Origin of the sequence: Rhizobium sp. J15 (genome assembly GCF_002531825.1) — a bacterium.
Classification (GTDB): domain Bacteria; phylum Pseudomonadota; class Alphaproteobacteria; order Rhizobiales; family Rhizobiaceae; genus Rhizobium.
On the sequence record NZ_NWSX01000001.1, the window covers coordinates 236,742 to 254,641 of the forward strand.

The following is a 17,900-nucleotide window of genomic DNA, read 5'->3' on the forward strand; positions in this document are numbered from 1 at the left end:
AAGCGCCGGCCAGTGGATAGCATGTTAGAGCTATAAGGGCGCCGCGCATAGCGGCTTTGCTATAAAAAGAAGAATTTTCGTCGAATAATTGCATCTTCTCGCACCGTCTGTGGAGGAAAATGCTTACGAACACTTGATGCGAGATCGCCTCGGTGCCTCATTTTGGCACATTATTTGAGTTGTCGCCTTTTTTCACAGCCGGCTATTGCCGTTGGCGCGGATTGAAGATCAAGCGGCACGCCCAGGAATTATGGTCCCCGGGCGATCCGTTTTGCGCCTGCTTCCACCGCGGTTGCAGTCTCGACGAAATCGAGCCCGATATCGAGCACCGGCGCGCTGTGCGTCAGCCAGCCGACGGAAATGAGGTCGACGCCGGATGCCGCGATTGCGGCTGCCGTTGCCGGCGTGACACGGCCGGATGCTTCGGTGATTACCCGGCCGGCGACGATGGCGACGGCTTCGCGCAACTGGTCCGGCGTCATATTGTCGAGCAGAACGGCGTCGACGCCGATCTCCATCGCTTCACGCAATTGAGCAAGCGTATCCACTTCGACCTCGATCTTCACCATATGGCCGACGCCGGCCCGGGCCCGGCGGATCGCCTCGGCAATGCCGCCGGCGATGGCGACGTGGTTATCCTTGATCAGCACCGCGTCGTAGAGCGCGAAACGGTGGTTCATGCCGCCGCCGGCCCGCACCGCATATTTCTCCAGCGCCCTTAGCCCCGGCGTCGTCTTGCGCGTGCAGGCGACGGAAGCCTTGGTGCCGCCGATGGCGGCGGCAATCTCAGCCGTGACGGTAGCGATGCCCGAGAGATGGCCGAGGAAATTCAGAGCGGTACGCTCGGCAGTGAGCAAGCCGCGCGACGGACCTTCGATCGTGGCGATCACGTCGCCCGGTTTGACAGTGTCGCCGTCTTCGAGATGGCGGCGCACGGTGATCTCGGGATCGACCAGGGAAAAGGCGAGTTCGGCCGCATCGAGGCCGGCGATCACCCCCGGCTGGCGGGCGGCCATCACCACGGTCGAGCGATGATCCGCCGGAATGACCGATGCCGAGGTGATGTCGCCGGCAAGGCCGAGATCTTCGAGCAGCGCTGCACGGACCAATGGTTCGACGATCAGGCGCGGAAGGGGAACGAGGCTCATCTCAGGCACTCCTTGCAATCGAATAGGGCGGTGTCGCGTGGGCGATCTCCAGCGCGTCCGACAGGCGCATCTGCTGCCGCCTTGCATCGGCGTGCTTCAGCGGAAAATCGGTACGGGCGTGGGCACCGCGCGATTCCATGCGCAGGCTGGCAAAAACGGCGATCAGCAACGCCACGATCGCAGGATCGGCGGCAGAGCCGGTGCTTTCGGCAAATGGCAGCAATGCGGCGATCGCTCCATCCACCGCGCCGGCGTTGCGCAACACGCCGAGATGGCGCGAGACGATCGGTCGGACGAGCGAGGCATCGGCCGGCGCCGGCAGGTTTCCGGCGATGATGGAGCCGGCACGATTTGCCGGCGCGCCGGACAGATCGCGTGCCGCCCGCATGCCCATCACCGCTGCCTCCAGCAGCGAGTTGCTGGCGAGCCGGTTGGCGCCGTGCAGCCCTGTCGCGGCCGCTTCGCCTGCCACCCAGAGACCGGGCACCGAGCTGCGCCCATTTGCATCCGTCGCGACGCCGCCCATGTGATAGTGAACCGCCGGCCGCACCGGAATGAGGTCTGTCGCCGGGTCGATGCCGGCCTCGCCACAGAGGGCTGCGATCACAGGAAAGCGTGCCGCGAACCGGTGGCCGAGTGCGTCGCGGGCATCGAGGAAGACCCTGCCGCCCCGGGCGATTTCGGCGCTGATGGCGCGCGCCACCACGTCGCGCGGAGCAAGCTCGGCGCCTGGGATGCGGGCCATGAAACGTTCGCCCTTCTCGTTGAGGAGCAAAGCCCCCTCCCCGCGCACCGCCTCGCTGACGAGTGCCAACGGCCTGCGGCGTGAATCGAGCGCCGTCGGATGGAACTGCACGAATTCCATGTCGGCGAGAACAGCGCCCGCCCTTGCCGCGAGCGCGATCCCCTGGCCGAAATTGCCCATCGGATTGGTGGTCGCATCATAGAGCCCGCCGATGCCGCCGGTGGCGAGCACCACCTTGGACGTCGGAAGGATGACGGCGCCATTGGCGGTTGCGCAGTGCAGGCCTGCCACATGCTCGCTGTCCATCAGGATCCGCCGCGCCTCGAAGCCTTCGAGCACGGTGATCGAAGGCGTCTGCATCACGGCCCGCACCAGCGCGGCGGTGATGGCCGCGCCCGAGCCGTCGCCTTCGGCATGGACGATGCGGCGGCGGCAATGTGCGGCTTCGAGCCCGAGCAAAAGCTCGCCCGCGGCATTCCTGTCGAAACGCACACCGACCCGTTCGAGCGCCGCAATTGCGGCCGGCGCCTCGGCGATAATGCCGGCGGCGACCGCTGGATCAGAGAGGCCGTCGCCTGCGGCAAGCGTATCGGCAAGGTGCAGTTCGGCGCTATCGTCGGGGCCCATGGCGGCGGCGATGCCGCCCTGCGCCCAGGCGCTCGACGTTTCCGCGCCAAGAGCTGCGCGGGTCACGATCACGCAGGGTTCCGGCGCCAGCGTCAGCGCGGTCATCAGCCCGGCAAGGCCGCTGCCGACGATCACCGTGCGCCCGGCAAGATGGTCGAGAAGCTCGGTCATATCGCCAGCATCCTCTCGACGGCGCGGCGCGCGGCCACAGCAATCGCCGGGTCGACGGTCACCTCATGACGGTTCTCTTCGAGCGCCGCACGGATATTGGCAAGCGTGATCCGCTTCATATGCGGGCAGAGATTGCAGGGGCGGATGAACTCGACGTCCGGATGGTGAACGGCGACATTGTCGCTCATCGAGCATTCGGTGAGGAGCACGACCCGCGCCGGCTTCTGCGTGCCGACATAATCCGACATCACGGCGGTCGAGCCGGCAAAATCGGCTTCCGCCACCACGTCAGGCGGGCACTCCGGGTGGGCCAGCACCGTCACGCCGGGATGATTTTCACGCAGCTGGCGGACGTCTTCGGCGGTGAAAAGTTCATGCACTTCGCAATGGCCATGCCAGGCGATAATCTCGACATCCGTCTCGCGCGCGACATTGCGCGCCAGATATTCATCCGGGATCATCAGCACCTTCGGCACGCCGAGCGATTCAACCACCTGCTTGGCATTGCCTGAGGTGCAGCAGATATCGGAGGCGGCCTTCACCGCGGCCGAGGTGTTGACATAGGTGATGACCGGGACGCCGGGATGGGCCTGGCGCAGCAGCGCGATGTCCTCGGGCGTGATCGAATCCGCCAGCGAACAGCCGGCGCCGAGATCCGGGATCAGCACCGTTTTCTCGGGGTTCAGAAGCTTGGCCGTCTCCGCCATGAAATGCACGCCGGCAAGCACGATGACATCGGCATCGACCTCGATGGCCTTGCGAGCGAGCGCCAGGCTGTCGCCGACGATATCGGCCACTCCGTGGAAGATCTCCGGCGTCTGGTAATTATGGGCGAGAATGACGGCGTTGCGGCGGCGCTTGAGCTCGAGGATCGCCTCGACGTCATTTTCGAACATCATCCATTCGGCTTTGGGGATGACGCGGCTGACGCGTTCGTAGAGCGAGGATGCGGAAACAGCGTGATTCATGACCGGCTCCTAATTATGCTCGAATTGAGCATATCATGGGCAAAGACATATTCTCATGCTGAGCATATGTCAATTGCGGGAGAGCGGTAATTTCGTTCCGGCGAGCGCGCGTTCTTCAAGCACCGTATGGCGGAAGCGGAAGAGCTTGGCCGGCCGGCCGCCGGTTTCGCTTTCCGTCCCGCCGGTTTCCTCGACCAGTTCCTGCTGTTCGATCAGGCGGCGGAAATTCTGCTTGTGCAGCGTCAGCCCGGCCAGCGCTTCGATGGTGCGCTGCAGCCTGAGCAGCGTGAAACTGTCAGGCATCAGCTCGAAGACGACGGGGCGGTATTTGATTTTGGCGCGCAGCCTTGCGATGCCGGTCGCCAGAATGCGGCGGTGATCAGCAAACATCGCCCGGCCGAGATTGGCTTCGGCGGCGCATCCGGCTTCGGCGACCAGCCCGGCTTCATAGAGCAGTTCATAGCGCTGCAGCGCCAGATCCTCGTTCCAGCCGCCGCCGTCGAGGCCGAAGGTGAAATCGGCGCGGCGATGACGATGGTCGCGCCGCGCGGGATCGGCATCGGCCCAGTCCCTCAGGCGTGTCATGATCTCGTCGAGCACGGCCGGCCGGCCCTGCCGATGGTCTTCCCAAGGGAAATATTCATACCAGCCGTGCCATCCCGGCCGGCCGGCGCCCGACTGCTCGTTGACGAGGCCGAGATAGCTGATCGAGATCGTCCGGCCGCCGAGGATCTCGTTGTTCCGGTCGCGATCGGCGAAGGTGTAGAGTTGCTCGAGATAGCCGACCGGGTGCTCCGTCTGCTCCTGCACCCATTCGCGCAGGCCCGATTGCAGCGTGCGATGGCCCATTTCGAAGGGGCCTGACGGCAGCGCATTGCCGGAACGGATGGTCATGACGCGCGGCTCGTCCCCCGTCACCGCGACGAGCACCGCAATCAATTCCGCATGCGCAAAGCCTATCGTCACAGGGGACCGAATACTCCGTTCCGAATGGGTCATTCCTGACACAGGCGGGGACGGAAGCCAATGGCGGGTTTCCCCTTCTCCCCAGCGGGTTAGAAGGTGCTGTCGGGTGGATGAGCGGGCGGCTGGGCACGCCGTGTTTGCCTTTCGCTTGCCGCTCAAGGCGTTCGTCGCTGACGCTCCTCACCCCCCTCATCTGCCCTGACGGGCATCTTCTCCCCGCTGGGGAGAAGGGGGAGCAAGCTGCACGGTGCCATTCCTACAGCAAAGGTCTCAAGAGGCGCGAGGCGCCGCCACACCCCCCTTCTCCCCAGCGGGGAGAAGATGCCGGCAGGCAGATGAGGGGGTGAGCGACGATAGGAGCGAACGCGCGGAGCGTAAGCGAAGGCAAGGAATAGGTGGGACTACTTCAACGATTGCCCGTCTCGCTCGCCAACCGATCCAGGAACATCTTCAATTCCGCTTCGTCGATGCCGACGAGATGGCGCTTTTCCGGATAGGCGCCGGATCGGACATCGTCGGCGAACTCGGTAAAGGCGGCGATGCGCTCGCGCTGCAGCCGGTCGTTTTCGGCGGCGAAGTTGCGATAGACCTTGGCATGGCGCGGATAATGGCCGCGATTGGCGCCGAGCACGTCGTCGGCGAAGAGATATTGGGCATCACAGCCGCTGCCGGCGCCCATGGAGATCATCAGCATCGAGGTGTTGCTGCTGATGGCGGCGGCGACCTCTCCCGGCACGACCTCGATTTCGGCGGCAAACGCGCCGGCCTCTTCCAGCGCCTTGGTCTGCCGCCAGATCTCTGCGGCGCTCGCCGCCGTCTTGCCGACGGCACGGAAGCCGCCGGTCCAGGTTGCTTTCGAAGGGATCAGCCCGAGATGGCCGCAGACGGGAATGCCTTCATCGCGCATGCGCCGGATCGTCTGCAGGCTTGCGGCGCAATAGACCGCATCGCCGCCGGCCTTCAGCGCCGCGAAGGCGGCGCGCAGATAATCCTCGGCCGAAACATGGTCGCCATATTCGAGCCCGGGAATGGCAAAAGGCGTGGGGGCGATTTCGCGGAAGACCGGGCCGAGCAGCGAGGGCGGCACGGAAACGATATCGATCCCGGCCTTTTCGGCGGCCTCTGCCTCCTCCAGCGAGGTGACGCGCAGCATGGTGAGCTGGCGCTTGCCTTTTTCCGCAAGCAGGTCGGCGACCGTCGCGCGCTTGTGTTTCTTCATCATCAATTCCTTTAAAGAATAGCGGCCGCTCAGGCGGCCAACAGGGATTTCAGTTTGACGTTGCTTGATGTCAGCGCGGCCGGGTCGGGGCGGGCGCCTGCTGCAATCAGCATTTCGGCGAGGCGGATGTCGCGCGCCACCGCATTGCCGGTTCCGATCCCGCTCGCGGCGATCAGCCGGCCATCGCCGTCGAGATGGAAGAGAATGAAGGCGCCGGCGCCGAGGTCGCGGCGCAAATGCGTCACGGCGCCTTCGGCAAGCCCTGAGATCTGTAGCGTCATGTCATATTGGTCCGACCAGAACCACGGCACTGCGGAAACGGCTTCATCGAGGTCGAGCATGTTGGCCGCGGCCAATGTGCCCTGCTCCTGGGCGTTGCGCCAGGATTCCAGCCGCACCCGCCGGCCGCCATAGATCGGCAGCGGAAAAGAGCAGCAGTCGCCGGCGGCAAAAACGTCAGGTGCCGAGGTCTGGAGATAGGTATCGACGGCAATACCGTTCTCGATTGCGAGGCCCGCTTTTTCGGCGATCTCGACATTCGGCCGCGCGCCGATGCCGACAAGAGCAAGATCGGCTTCGATCACCTCGCCGGTGGACAGCCTGATCACGGCCTTCCCGCCTTCCTCGGTCAGTGCCTCGATCGAGACGCCGCAGCGGATATCAACGCCTTCGGCGCGATGGCGCTCGGTGAGGAGATGGGCGATTTCCTCCGGCACGCCGCGCTTCAGCACGCGCTCCAGTCCCTCGATGACGGTGACCTCGGCGCCGAGGAGGCGCGCTGTCGCAGCCAGCTCCAGGCCGATGAAGCCGCCGCCGATAATGGCGATATGACGGCCCGGCTTCATCACATCGCGCAAAGCCGCCGCATCATGATGGGTCCGCAGCGAACGAATATGCGCGCTGCCCTCCGGCGCGCCTGGAAACGACCGCGCGCTCGCACCGGTCGCCAGCAGCAGCTTGTCGTAGGAGAGTGTCGTCCCGTCGGAAAGCGTGACGGTCCTGGATGCCGTGTCGACATCCCTGGCCGCCAGGCCGGTCAGCAGCCGGATGCCGCTTTCGGTATATTTTTCCGCCGCAGCGATGAATTTTGGATCGCTGGCATCGGCGATACCGGCCTTGGAAAGCGGCGGCCGCTCATAGGGATGGAGGGCTTCGGCGCCGACAAGCGTTATCTCGCCGGCAAAGCCCTTCTCCCGCAAGGCGAAGGCGGCGCGCGCACCGCATTCGCCGGCACCCAGGATCACGAAATGAGCCACGTCCGCCTCCCTCAGACCGAGATGAAGACGGTGTCGCCTTCGACCTTCACGGGATAGGTCTTGAGATTGATGCAGACCGGCGCGCCCTTGGCTTCGCCCGTCTTGTAGTTGAAGCGGCCGTTATGCTTCGGACATTCGATGATCTCATCCATCACAAGCCCGTCGGCGAGATGGATATGTTCGTGCGTGCAAAGCCCGTCGGTCGCGAAGAATTCGTCGTCGGGGCTGCGGTAGACCGCGAAGGTGCGCCCGCCATGATCGAAGCGGATGACATCCTCTTCGTCGATCTCGTCCTTGCCGCAGACTTCGATCCAGTTTCCGCTCATCTTATCCTCCCTCGATCGTGATTATTGGGCCGCCGGGGCCAGTTCGTTGTGGAATTCCTCGCGATAGGGCCGCGCGGTGGCCGGCAGTTCGCGCCGCAGGAAATAATCCTCGTTGCGCAGCTGGCGCAGGAAGGCCGGGATCATCTCGCGATAGCCGGACCAGATCGAGGCATTCGGCGCCGGCAGGTCGTGCTTGATCATCGCATGCAGCCTGGGCAACGCGTGGTATGGCACCATCGGAAACATGTGATGTTCGACGTGGTAGTTCATGTTCCAGTAGATGAAGCGGCTGATCGGGTTCATGTAGACCGTGCGGCTGTTCAGCCGGTGGTCGATCACATTGTCGGCAAGGCCGCCATGCTGCAGCAGCCCGGTCAGCACATGGTGCCAGGCGCCGTAGAGGCGCGGCAGGCCGATCAGCATCAGCGGCAGGATCGAACCCATGGCGATCGCGGCTGCGATCGTAGCGATATAGATGGCGAGCCAGATACGGGCGATGCGGATCGCCTTCGGCTGCTCCATCTCGGGAATGAAAGTCTTTTCGGCGGCGCTGATGACGCCGAAGGCATTGCGCAGCATGTCGACGACGGCATGCCAGACGTCGAGTATACCGAAGAAATTGAGGATCAGCCGGAGGAGATCCGGCGGCCGCATCACGGCGATCTCGGGATCGCGGCCGACGATGACGGTATCGGTGTGATGGCGCGTGTGGCTCCAGCGCCAGGTCACCGGATTGCGCATGATCATGAAGCAGGCGATCTGATAGACCACATCGTTCATCCAGCGCGTTTTGAAGGCGGTGCCGTGGCCGCATTCGTGCCAGCGGCTGTCGGAAGCCGAGCCGTAGAGCACGCCATAGGCGAGGAAGAAGGGCACGGCGATCCACGAACCCCAGAAATAGATGCCAAGCCCGGCAAGGACCAGCATGCTGCCGAGCCAGATGACCGTGTCACGGATTGCCGGCGCGTCCGAACGCTGCATCAGCGCCTTCATCTCCTTGCGCGGAATGTCGGTGTGGTACCATTGCGCTGCCGCCAGCCCCGTCTCGACGGCGGTGCGGCCGCTTTCGCCGAGCAGGTCGTAGTCACGTTTCTTTGTCTGGGTCGCCATCGTCCGCCTCCCGCTATGCTGTTGGCGGGGAGAATAGGTTGACTTTGACGGGTGCTCAATGCAGGCTTGATATATTCTATCAAAAGCCATCAGAAATGGCTTGCATTCATGATCGAATCTATCAGGAACGTCCATGCGCCGCCCCACCATATCCGATCTCGCCCGTGCCTCCGGCGTCAGCGTCGCCACCGTCGATCGCGTTCTCAACGCCCGCCATCCCGTGCGGGAGGAGACGGCGCGGCGGGTTTATGACGCGGCGCAGTCGATCGGCTATCATGCCGTCGGCCTTATCAGGCAGCGCGTCTTTGAGGATTTGCCGCAATACAGGCTGGCTTTCCTGCTGCAGAAGCCGACGCAATCCTTCTACCAGACCTTCGCCCGCGAAATCGAAGCGGCGGCGCGCGCCGTCACCACCGCCCGTCTCCAGATCCAGATCGAATACCCCTCCGCGACGACCCCTGCCGCGATCATCGAGAAGATCAAGGCACTCGGCGCCCGCAACCAGGCGGTTGCCGTCGTCGGCCCGGATTATCCGGCGGTGACGACCGCGGTCGAAGAACTGAAGGAGCGCGGTATTCCCGTTTTCTCGCTGCTCTCCGATCTCGCCACGGGCGTGCGCGACGCCTATGTCGGCGTCAACAACCGCAAGGTCGGGCGCACCGCCGCCTGGATGATCGCCCGGACGGCGCATAGGCCCGGCAAGGTCGCCTGTTTCGTCGGCAGCCACCGTTTCCACGGCCATGAGCTGCGGGAAATCGGTTTCCGCTCCTATTTCCGGGAAAATGCCCCGGAATTCGATGTCGTGGAAACGCTGATCAATCTGGAAACCGCCGAGATCACCCACGAGGCGACGCTGACGCTTCTGCAGAAACACCCCGATCTCGTCGGCCTCTATGTCTGCGGTGGCGGCATGGAGGGAGCGATTTCGGCGTTTCGCGAGGAGAGTGTCGGCGGCCGGGTCGTGCTTGTCGTCAACGAGCTGACCCCGGAGAGCAAGGCCGGCCTTGCCGACGATATCGTCACCATGGTGGTCTCCACGCCGCTGCCGGCTCTTTGCAAGGAGCTTCTAGGGCTGATGACGGGTGCCATCGAACGTGGCGAGGCTGCCGTTCCCGGCCAATCCTTTCTGCCATTCGATATCCATATCTCCGAAAACATCTGAGGAATGATGGAATTCTATCATGCCGGCTGAAATTCTCTCACCAATGAGGGCGGCTGCCGGCGATGACGGATGGATTGGCGGGCGAATTCGGATAGAGATTCGCTCACTCATTCACGAGGAACCGCTCCGCCTGCTGCGGAGCCGAGGAGGATATATCCGTCATGACTTCGATCCGCTTTGCGCTCAACCACATGGCCGCGCCGTCGCTCGCCATCGATAATTTCTTCGCGCTGGCAAAGTCGCTCGGCATCGGAGAGGTCGAAATCCGCAACGACCTTTCCGGCAACGCAATTCTCGACGGCACCAAGCCCGAAGCGATCAAGCAGGCGGCGGCTCAACATGGCCTGACGATCATTTCGATCAATGCTCTGCAGCGTTTCAACGAGTGGAATGAAACACGCGCCAGGGAAGCGCGGGAATTGATCGATTATGCCCGCGCATCCGGCGCGAAGGCGCTCGTTCTCGTTCCGAAGAACGACGGCACCGGCTGCGCCGACGGTGAACGCCAGGCCAATCTGCGCCAGTCTCTGACGGCGCTGAAGCCGATGCTCGATGAAGCCGGCATCATCGGTCTCGTCGAGCCGCTCGGTTTCGAGATCTGCTCGCTGCGCTCGAAGACGGAAGCCGCCGAGGCAATCAAGGAACTCGGCGCGCAATCGACCTTCAAGCTTGTCCACGACACCTTCCACCATCACCTTGCCGGCGAAGCCGCGACCTTCCCGGAACTTTCCGGCCTCGTGCATATCTCGGGCGTCAGCGATCCTGCCGTCTCCGTTGCCGATATGCGCGATTCTCATCGGGTGCTCGTGGGCGGCGACGACCGGCTCGACAATGCCGGGCAGATCAAGGCGCTGCTGCAGGCCGGTTATGCCGGCCCGTTCTCCTTCGAGCCTTTTGCGGCGGAAGTCCATGCGGTCAAGGATCCGGCCGGCGCGCTCCGCGCCAGCGTGGATTATCTCGCAGCCCGGGTTTAAAAGCCGGGCAAGCTCGCTGTTATCGCTATCCGAGAGGCCGCGCCATGAGCGCGGCCGATCATTCGAAGCTATTCCCGGCCTCTGAAACGGCGCTGATAGGCCGGGTCGTAGAGCGAGCTCTCGCGAAAATCCTCGGCCGAAAGCGAGGGGCCGACGAAGATGATCGCCGTGCGTTCGATCGGTTCGGCCGCAACCTTTGCTTCGATATCGGACAGCGTGCCGCGCACGATGCGCTCGTCCGGCCATGAGGCCTTGACGACGATCGCGACCGGGCAGCCGGCGCCGTAAAGCGGTGTCAGTTCCACCACCACCTGCTTCAGCGCATGGATTGCCAGATGTATCGCCAGCGTGGCGCCCGTCGCGCCGAATCTGGCGAGCGTCTCATCGTTCGGCATCGGTGATGCACGGCCGGAAACGCGGGTGAGCACTAGGCTCTGGGCTACCGAGGGAATTGTCAGCTCGCGCCCGAGCGCCGAGGCGGCGGCGGCAAAGGCCGGCACGCCCGGCGTCATCGTATAGGCGATACCGTGTTTTTGCAGCCGGCGCACCTGCTCGGCGACCGCACTCCAGACCGAGAGATCGCCGGAATGCAGCCGGGCGATATCCTGGCCGGCGGCAGCGGCGCTGAGATATTCGGCCTCGATTTCATCGAGCGACATCGGCGCGGTATCGACGATGCGCGCATCCGGAGGGCAATATTGCAGCAGTTCCGGCGAGACGATCGATCCGGCATAGAGGCAGACCGGACATGCGCCGATGAGGTTGCGGCCGCGCACCGTGATCAGATCCGCCGCGCCAGGCCCAGCGCCGATGAAATGCACCGTCATCGAATTATCCTTTCGTCCAGCGCCACTGGGTGACCGGCATTGCCGGCCGCCAGCCGCGCATGCCGCCGAGGGGCTCGGTGCGCGATATGTCGATCCGCGTAAGCGAACCGCCGCGTTTTGTATATTCTGAGAGCAGCACGGCTTCCATCTCCAGCGTCACGGCATTGGCGACGAGCCGCCCTCCCCGCTTCAGCGCGGCAATGGCGCCGTCCATCACATCCGGTTCGCTGCCGCCACCGCCGAGGAAGATCGCATCCGGCTCCGGCAATCCCCGCAGTGCATCGGGTGCCGAACCTTCGACGACAGCGAGATGCGGAACGCCGAAGGCGGACGCGTTGCGGGCAATGCGCGCTGCCCGCTCCGGCGACTGCTCGATGGCGATTGCCTTCAGCGACGGGTCGGCCAGCATCCATTCGATGCCGATCGATCCCGCGCCCGCGCCGATATCCCAGAGCAGTTCGCCGTGACGCGGCGCAAGCGCCGACAGCGTTACCGCCCGAATTTCGCGTTTGGTGATCTGGCCGTCATGCTCGAACAGCGCGTCCTCGAGGCCAGCGGAAAAGGGCAGGATGCGAGCCCCCTCCCCTGCCGCGAGATCGAGTGCACAGACATTCAGGGGATCGATCTCCGCGAGATCGAAATCCGCAGCCGTCGTACGCCTCTGCCGTTCCCGGCTGCCGCCAAGCGCCTCGAGCACGGTAAGCCGCGATTGACCGAAACCGGCGGCGGCAAGCAAGGCGGCGAGTTCGCCAGGCCCCTTCTCGTCCGAGGTCAGCGCGATGATGCGCCGTCCGGGGTGTAGATGCGGCCGGATCAGGTCGAGCGGCCGTCCATGCAGCGAGACCGTAGCGACGTCCTGCAGCGGCCAGCCGAGGCGGGACGCGGCAAGGCTGAAGGCGGATGGCGCGGGAATGACGTGCATTTCTTCTGCGGCCACGTGGCGGGAAAGCGTCGCTCCGACGCCGTAGAGAAAAGGATCGCCGGAGGCGAGCACGACGACAGGCGAGCCACGCCTTTCAACAATGGCGTCGATCGAGCGCTCGAACGGGCTCTGCCAGGAGAGCTTTTCACCTGTGATCAGCGATGCAGCAAGCGCATGATGCCGCGCCCCGCCGAAAACGGCCGGCGCGCTCGCAATCAGCCTTTTCGCCTCTTCGCCCAGCCCTGCTGGACCATCTTCGCCGATGCCGATAATAGTCAGCCAGCGCTGGCCGGAAGGGGAAGAAACATCAGCCATGGGAAGATCCCGCATCCTGATCCTCGGCGGCACCGGCGAGGCGCGCCTGCTCGCCGGAGCGCTCGCGACGCGTGACGACTGCGATGTTCTTCTGTCGCTGGCTGGCCGCACCGAAAAACCGGCCGCGCAGCCGGTTCCGGTTCGCATCGGCGGTTTCGGCGGGGCTGCGGCGCTGGCCGATTTTCTGAAAGCCGGCGAATATGACCTGCTGATCGACGCGACGCATCCCTTCGCCGAGCGCATCTCCGCCAACGCCGCTTTCGCGGCCGAGACGACGGGCATTGCTGCCATCGCTTTGCGCCGCCCTGCATGGCAACGTCAGCCAGGCGACCGCTGGCAGGGCGTGCGGAGCATTCCGGCGGCTATTGAAGCGCTCGGGCCCTCGCCCCGCCGTGTGTTCCTGGCGACGGGCCGGCAGGGCGCGCATCACGCGGAAGCGGCGCCGCAACATTTCTACCTCATCCGCAGCGTCGATCGCGTCGAACCGCCGCTCGCGCTCGCGGGGGTCGAATACATCCTCGATCGAGGTCCGTTCACGCTGGAAGACGAATGCGTTTTGCTGAGGAAGCATGGGATCGACGTCATCATTGCCAAGAACAGCGGCGGAGCCGCGACCTATGCCAAGATCGAGGCGGCCCGCCTGCTCGGCATCGAGGTGATGATGGTGGCGCGCGAGACCGCCCCTGAGGTCGCCGTGGTCGAGACTGTCGAGGCAGCGCTTGCGGCGATCGATCACCTCTTCTCTCCTGCCATGAAGCGCGGAGTATAGACGAGGTCCAGCTTGCCGGGGCGCGCAACGACACGCGTTTCGGCCGAGCCGATGATGACGCAGGTCGCCATATCGGCAACCGATGCATCCGCCTCAGACAGCGGTTGCACCGCGATGCGCTCATCTGCCCTTCCGGCCGCACGGCCGAAAATCACCGGCGTCGTTGCCGGCAGATGCTGCCGCAACAATTTGAAAGCCTCGCCGAGTTGCCACGGCCGCGCCCGGCTGATCGGATTATAGAGGGCGATGACGAAGCCTGCCTTCGCCGCCAGCTCAAGGCGGTTCTCTATGATATTCCAAGGCTTTAGGTTGTCTGAAAGCGATATGGCGCAGAAATCGTGGCCGAGCGGCGCCCCGGCCCTCGCCGCCACCGCCAGCATTGCCGTGACGCCGGGCAGGACGGTGAGATCGACCGCACGCCAGGCCGCCGGTCCATTTTCGATCGCCTCGCAGACGGCGGCGGCCATGGCGAAGATACCGGGATCGCCGCCGGAGACGACACAGACCTTCGCGCCGTCCGCCGCCATGGCGAGAGCTGCCCCTGCCCTATCGAGCTCCTCGCGATTGTCCGAGGCGTGCCGCAACTGGTCGGGGCGGAGCTGCAGCCTGTCGAGATAAGGCCCGTAGCCGAAAAAGTCCGTCGCCGCATCGACAGCGGCCAGCGCTTCCGGCGTCATCTGCTCGGGATTGCCGGGACCGGTGCCGATCACGAAAAGTCCGCCCTTCATCGGCTGCCCTCCCAGCCCGGGACCAGCACGAGCGAGAAATAGGGCGCATCGCCCTCGCCCCTGTCGGCAAGCTTTTCCATCGCCGCATTCGACATGGTGCCGCGCTCGACATAGACGGCTTCCGCCAGCCGGCCGGCAGCAGCCAGCGCCCGGCGGATCTTAGGCAGATTTCGGCCGACCTTCATGATGACGGCCGCTTGCGTATCGGCGAGACGGCGGGTCAATTCGGTCTCGGCCATCGTACCGGGCAGTACGGAAAGCACGTCGTCACCCTGGACGATCGGCATGCCTGCCAGGGACCAGCAGCCCGACATGGCGCTGATGCCGGGGATCACTTCCGTCGGATAACGCGTCGACAGCCTGATATGCAGGTGCATATAGGAGCCGTAGAACAGCGGATCGCCTTCGCTGAGCACGGCGACGGTCAGTCCGGCATCGAGATGGCTGGCGATATATCGCGCTGACTGATCGTAGAACTCCGTGATCTGGCTTTGATAGCGCTCGTCGTTCTTGTCGATCTCGGTGGTGACGGGATAATAGAGCGGAACCAGCATCACGCCTGGTTTCAGCAGCGGTTCGACGATCGCCTTGCCGTTTCCGCCCCTGCCCTGTTTGGCGAAATAGGCGATCACATCGGCGCCTTCGATGGCGCGCACGGCTTTGAGAGTCAGGAGTTCGGGATCGCCGGGGCCTGTGCCGACGCCGATGAGACGGCCGTTTGCGGTCATAGGCCAGGCCTCGCCAGCGCATTGATGGCGGCGGCCGTCATGGCGCTGCCGCCGAGCCGGCCGCGCACGATGGCGAAGGGGACGCCGTAAGAATTTTCCGCAAGTGCATCCTTCGATTCCGCTGCGCCGACAAAACCAACGGGCATGCCGAGGATCGCCGCGGGCTTCGGCGCGCCGTCGCGCAGGAGTTCGAGGAGATGGAAGAGCGCGGTCGGCGCATTGCCGATTGCGACAATGCTTCCGCCGAGCCGATCGAGCCAGAGATGCATGGCGGCCGCCGAGCGTGTATTGCCGATCTCACGCGCGAGCTCCGGTGTTTCGGGATCGCGTAGCGTGCACACCACCTCGTTCAGCGCCGGCAGCCGTGCGCGGGTGACGCCATGGGATACCATCTCGGCATCGCAGAAGATCGGCGCGCCGCCCTTCAGCGCGTCACGCGCCGCACTGACGAAATCGGTGGAAAAGACGAAATGCTCCGCCGCTTCCACAAGCCCGCAGGCATGGATCATGCGCACGGCGATTTCGGCCTGATCTTCGGTGAAGCGCGAAAGATCGGCCTCGGCGCGGATGATCGCAAAGGAACGCTCGTAGATCGCGTCGCCGCTGCGGATATAATCGTAGTCTGGCATTCCTATTCCTGTCGCAGCGCTTTCGAAACGCCGGTTGTGCCAAGCCGTGTAAGGCAGGCGGCAGCCGATTCGCCAGCGCCTCTGTTGTCTTCTATGGACCGGGCGAGCCTCTCTATAGCGAAATCGATCCGACCGCCAGCGATCCGTTCATCCGGCTGATCCGCCGCAAGACCGTTGAGGACGAGGTCGTAACCCTCCGCCGAGCCTGTCAGGGTGAGCGCGGGCCTGGCATGGGCGCAGCCCTTGGGGCAGCCGGAGAGATGGAGCGTCAGTGACCCGTCAAAGAGAACAGGTGCCGCAGCGATTAGGCGGTGCGCCAAAGTTCTCGTTTCATAGAAGGCTGAACCGCAGGCGCCCGCACCGGCGCAGGCCGCGACATATTCGCTCTTCTCGCCGGGTTGCGTGCTGAAACCATGGTTGCGCGCGGCAATCTGCAGGGCCGGTGCGGCATCGGCCGGAAGCCCAGTGAAGAAAAAGCCGCGGCTAGGCCCGAGTCTGACGACGGTCGCGCCGTAGGCTTTCGCGCAATCGAGCAGGGAGGCCAGATCGGACGCTTTCATCTGCCCGAATTCCGGCCGGACGCCGAGCACGCTCGTACCATCCTTGAGACGGTGCAAGCCGGAAAGCGGCGCCTTTGCCGTGTGTGACGGAAGAACTCGGATCGGATCCATCGCGGGAAAGCGCGTCCGCAGAAGCGCTGGATCGATATCCCGCGCCCGCTTGCTCTGCCCGAGCACCGCCAGCAGATTCAGAATTTCGCCGACGGCTGATATTGCCGCCTCTGCAGGACCGTTTGCGACTGGCGTTGCCGTTTCGCCGTCGCCGTTGATCGCAACGAGCCAGTGCGCGTCCGGCTGTGCGACGACACGGATATCGGCGAAAAGCGCCGACAAACCGAATGCTCCACCGCCGTCGATGATGATCGAGAGTTTCGGCGCAAGCCGCGGCGAGACGAGCAGTTCGCTGAGCTCCTCACGCAATGACTTTTCCAGCGCGGCCGGATCACCTACTTCCTCAGGGTCGATGCCGTGCAGCGGTGATATCTCGATCGCCGGTCCGTCCGGCACTGCAATCCCGGCGGCATCTATATCGGCAGCAAGCCGTTCTGCAGTGTCGGTCTTCAGCCCGCGGATCTGCAGATTGCCACGCGCGGTGATTTCCAGAATGCCGTTTCCATGCGCGCTGGCGGCGCCGGCGAGGGCGGCGAATTGCGATAGCGTCAAGGCGCCGCCGGCCGGACGCAGCCGCACGAGCAAGCCATCGCCCGTGGGCATGGGCGCGGCAAGAGCCGGACAGGCGCCACGCGGGCGCATCTTCGCCGGCGGTCGATCATACGGTTCCGCCTCTCCTGTCCTGTCGATCGCCTTGGCGGCCTTGGTGCCCATTCTTAGTCCTCTGATCATCTCTTACATGATCGCGGCCGACGCGGCAAAGCTTGACGGAAACGGCTACTCCTCGAAGTCGCGTCCCTTGCGGAGAAGATAGATGTCCATGATCCAGCCGTGCCGCTGTCTGGCTTCGGCCCGGAGCGTCAGAATTTCTGCGGCGATATCTCCGAGCCGTCCCGCTCTGATGATCTCATCCTTGGTGCCGAGATAAGCGCCCCATAAGATCTCGGCATCGGGGTCGTCGATCTTTGCAAAAGCCTGTTCGCCGTCGAGCATGACGATCGTGCTGTCGGTCTGAAGCCCGTCCCGGACCAGCCGTCGCCCTGTGGTCACTTCGACCGGCTTGCCGACGAGATTGACCGGGATTTTGTGGCTGGCCGCCAAGGCCTGGATGCTGGTGATGCCGGGGACGACGCTGTAATCGAAATCGACGCTGTTTGTTTGCCGCACGCGTTCGATGATGCGGATGGTGCTGTCGTAAAGGCTGGGATCGCCCCAGACGAGAAAGGCGCCCGTGCCATCGTCGGGGAGGCTTGAAATCAGGTCTCCATAGATATTGGCGATATCACCGTGCCAGGCATCGACGCTCTGTGTATAGGTCCTGTCCGCTGTCTGCCTTTGCGGCACGTCAAATTCCGCGATCCGGACATCTGGCCGAGTGATATAGCGTTCGCAGATCTCCCGCCTTATCTCTGCGAGATCCTCCTTGCCGGGGCCTTTGAGCGGCAGGAAGATCACGTCGGCGGCGTTCATCGCATTTATTGCCTGTATAGTGACGTGCTCCGGATTGCCCGTGCCGATTCCGATGATAATGATATGCTTCAAGCGGATATTCTCCCCGTGAGTTCCGGCGGTCTTGCCGAAAAACCCGGCCCGCCGCAAGGGCAGGGCAGGGAGTTGGCCGCGGCCAACCAGGCCATGC

Annotated in this window: 18 protein-coding genes; 3 read left to right on the forward strand and 15 right to left on the reverse strand. The window is 64.1% G+C overall.

Annotated features, from left to right (window positions below; translation table 11 throughout):
* Window positions 1–248: 248 nt before the first annotated feature.
* From nadC to CO670_RS01120, 8 genes are all read right to left on the reverse strand, one after another.
* Window positions 249–1,148: a carboxylating nicotinate-nucleotide diphosphorylase gene (gene nadC / locus CO670_RS01085; protein WP_097588572.1), complete on the reverse strand. Its 900-nt coding sequence runs from the start codon at window positions 1,146–1,148 to the stop codon at window positions 249–251.
* A gap of 1 nt (window position 1,149) precedes the next feature.
* A complete protein-coding gene (locus tag CO670_RS01090) occupies window positions 1,150–2,691 on the reverse strand; it encodes an L-aspartate oxidase (protein ID WP_097588573.1) in 1,542 nt (513 codons plus the stop codon).
* Window positions 2,688–3,659 carry a quinolinate synthase NadA gene (nadA, locus tag CO670_RS01095; protein ID WP_097588574.1) on the reverse strand — a complete coding sequence of 324 codons (972 nt, stop codon included), beginning with the start codon at window positions 3,657–3,659 and terminating at the stop codon, window positions 2,688–2,690. The genes CO670_RS01090 and nadA overlap by 4 nt, the downstream gene beginning before the upstream one ends.
* 69 nt (window positions 3,660–3,728) lie before the next feature.
* Window positions 3,729–4,625, reverse strand: a complete 897-nt coding sequence (locus CO670_RS01100; RefSeq protein ID WP_097588575.1) for a hypothetical protein — start codon at window positions 4,623–4,625, stop codon at window positions 3,729–3,731.
* 406 nt (window positions 4,626–5,031) lie between these two features.
* On the reverse strand, window positions 5,032–5,847 hold the full coding sequence (locus CO670_RS01105; protein WP_176538847.1) for a 3-methyl-2-oxobutanoate hydroxymethyltransferase: 816 nt from the start codon (window positions 5,845–5,847) through the stop codon (window positions 5,032–5,034).
* 26 nt (window positions 5,848–5,873) lie between these two features.
* Entirely contained in the window at window positions 5,874–7,100 is a 1,227-nt protein-coding gene (locus CO670_RS01110; RefSeq protein WP_097588577.1) for an FAD-dependent oxidoreductase, read from the reverse strand.
* An 11-nt stretch (window positions 7,101–7,111) separates the two neighbouring features.
* On the reverse strand, window positions 7,112–7,426 hold the full coding sequence (locus CO670_RS01115) for a MocE family 2Fe-2S type ferredoxin (RefSeq protein ID WP_097588578.1): 315 nt from the start codon (window positions 7,424–7,426) through the stop codon (window positions 7,112–7,114).
* A gap of 21 nt (window positions 7,427–7,447) precedes the next feature.
* Window positions 7,448–8,536 (reverse strand): fatty acid desaturase family protein, encoded by a 1,089-nt coding sequence (locus tag CO670_RS01120; protein ID WP_097588579.1) that lies wholly within the window; start codon window positions 8,534–8,536, stop codon window positions 7,448–7,450.
* A 133-nt stretch (window positions 8,537–8,669) separates the two neighbouring features.
* Here CO670_RS01120 and CO670_RS01125 point away from each other — a divergent pair, with 133 nt between their 5' ends.
* Window positions 8,670–9,698: a LacI family DNA-binding transcriptional regulator gene (locus CO670_RS01125; RefSeq protein ID WP_097588580.1), complete on the forward strand. Its 1,029-nt coding sequence runs from the start codon at window positions 8,670–8,672 to the stop codon at window positions 9,696–9,698.
* 161 nt (window positions 9,699–9,859) lie between these two features.
* Window positions 9,860–10,672: a TIM barrel protein gene (locus CO670_RS01130; RefSeq protein ID WP_097588581.1), complete on the forward strand. Its 813-nt coding sequence runs from the start codon at window positions 9,860–9,862 to the stop codon at window positions 10,670–10,672.
* A 68-nt stretch (window positions 10,673–10,740) separates the two neighbouring features.
* Here CO670_RS01130 and cobM read toward each other — a convergent pair whose 3' ends face one another.
* Window positions 10,741–11,499, reverse strand: coding sequence for a precorrin-4 C(11)-methyltransferase (gene cobM / locus CO670_RS01135; RefSeq protein WP_097588582.1), 759 nt, complete (start codon window positions 11,497–11,499; stop codon window positions 10,741–10,743).
* Between the two features lie 4 nt (window positions 11,500–11,503).
* Entirely contained in the window at window positions 11,504–12,751 is a 1,248-nt protein-coding gene (cbiE, locus tag CO670_RS01140) for a precorrin-6y C5,15-methyltransferase (decarboxylating) subunit CbiE (RefSeq protein ID WP_097588583.1), read from the reverse strand.
* Between cbiE and CO670_RS01145 the strand changes: the two genes are divergently transcribed.
* Entirely contained in the window at window positions 12,735–13,505 is a 771-nt protein-coding gene (locus CO670_RS01145; protein ID WP_097588733.1) for a cobalt-precorrin-6A reductase, read from the forward strand. The two genes, cbiE and CO670_RS01145, sit on opposite strands and share 17 nt — an antisense overlap.
* On the opposite strand, the gene CO670_RS01150 is transcribed toward CO670_RS01145, so the two are convergent.
* The 5 genes from CO670_RS01150 to cobF form a co-directional block, all read right to left on the reverse strand.
* Window positions 13,469–14,233 (reverse strand): precorrin-3B C(17)-methyltransferase, encoded by a 765-nt coding sequence (locus CO670_RS01150; protein ID WP_097588584.1) that lies wholly within the window; start codon window positions 14,231–14,233, stop codon window positions 13,469–13,471. The two genes, CO670_RS01145 and CO670_RS01150, sit on opposite strands and share 37 nt — an antisense overlap.
* Window positions 14,230–14,961 carry a precorrin-2 C(20)-methyltransferase gene (locus CO670_RS01155; protein ID WP_097588585.1) on the reverse strand — a complete coding sequence of 244 codons (732 nt, stop codon included), beginning with the start codon at window positions 14,959–14,961 and terminating at the stop codon, window positions 14,230–14,232. Before CO670_RS01155 ends, CO670_RS01150 begins: the two co-directional genes overlap by 4 nt.
* Entirely contained in the window at window positions 14,958–15,590 is a 633-nt protein-coding gene (locus CO670_RS01160) for a precorrin-8X methylmutase (RefSeq protein ID WP_097588586.1), read from the reverse strand. The genes CO670_RS01155 and CO670_RS01160 overlap by 4 nt, the downstream gene beginning before the upstream one ends.
* Before the next feature lie 2 nt (window positions 15,591–15,592).
* Window positions 15,593–16,975, reverse strand: coding sequence for a precorrin-3B synthase (gene cobG, locus CO670_RS01165; RefSeq protein ID WP_097588587.1), 1,383 nt, complete (start codon window positions 16,973–16,975; stop codon window positions 15,593–15,595).
* 63 nt (window positions 16,976–17,038) lie between these two features.
* Window positions 17,039–17,803, reverse strand: a complete 765-nt coding sequence (gene cobF, locus CO670_RS01170; RefSeq protein ID WP_097588588.1) for a precorrin-6A synthase (deacetylating) — start codon at window positions 17,801–17,803, stop codon at window positions 17,039–17,041.
* Window positions 17,804–17,900: the final 97 nt, after the last annotated feature.

Excerpts from the sequence above, each read along its gene's own strand:
- CO670_RS01125 (WP_097588580.1), top strand. The coding sequence starts at position 8,670 with ATGCGCCGCCCCACCATATCCGATCTCGCCCGTGCCTCCGGCGTCAGC.
- CO670_RS01160 (WP_097588586.1), bottom strand. The coding sequence starts at position 15,590 with ATGCCAGACTACGATTATATCCGCAGCGGCGACGCGATCTACGAGCGT.
- cbiE (WP_097588583.1), bottom strand. The coding sequence starts at position 12,751 with ATGCGGGATCTTCCCATGGCTGATGTTTCTTCCCCTTCCGGCCAGCGC.
- cobM (WP_097588582.1), bottom strand. The coding sequence starts at position 11,499 with ATGACGGTGCATTTCATCGGCGCTGGGCCTGGCGCGGCGGATCTGATC.
- nadC (WP_097588572.1), bottom strand. The coding sequence starts at position 1,148 with ATGAGCCTCGTTCCCCTTCCGCGCCTGATCGTCGAACCATTGGTCCGT.
- CO670_RS01120 (WP_097588579.1), bottom strand. The coding sequence starts at position 8,536 with ATGGCGACCCAGACAAAGAAACGTGACTACGACCTGCTCGGCGAAAGC.
- CO670_RS01130 (WP_097588581.1), top strand. The coding sequence starts at position 9,860 with ATGACTTCGATCCGCTTTGCGCTCAACCACATGGCCGCGCCGTCGCTC.
- nadA (WP_097588574.1), bottom strand. The coding sequence starts at position 3,659 with ATGAATCACGCTGTTTCCGCATCCTCGCTCTACGAACGCGTCAGCCGC.
- CO670_RS01115 (WP_097588578.1), bottom strand. The coding sequence starts at position 7,426 with ATGAGCGGAAACTGGATCGAAGTCTGCGGCAAGGACGAGATCGACGAA.
- CO670_RS01155 (WP_097588585.1), bottom strand. The coding sequence starts at position 14,961 with ATGACCGCAAACGGCCGTCTCATCGGCGTCGGCACAGGCCCCGGCGAT.
- cobG (WP_097588587.1), bottom strand. The coding sequence starts at position 16,975 with ATGGGCACCAAGGCCGCCAAGGCGATCGACAGGACAGGAGAGGCGGAA.
- CO670_RS01090 (WP_097588573.1), bottom strand. The coding sequence starts at position 2,691 with ATGACCGAGCTTCTCGACCATCTTGCCGGGCGCACGGTGATCGTCGGC.
- CO670_RS01145 (WP_097588733.1), top strand. The coding sequence starts at position 12,735 with ATGGGAAGATCCCGCATCCTGATCCTCGGCGGCACCGGCGAGGCGCGC.
- CO670_RS01150 (WP_097588584.1), bottom strand. The coding sequence starts at position 14,233 with ATGAAGGGCGGACTTTTCGTGATCGGCACCGGTCCCGGCAATCCCGAG.
- CO670_RS01105 (WP_176538847.1), bottom strand. The coding sequence starts at position 5,847 with ATGATGAAGAAACACAAGCGCGCGACGGTCGCCGACCTGCTTGCGGAA.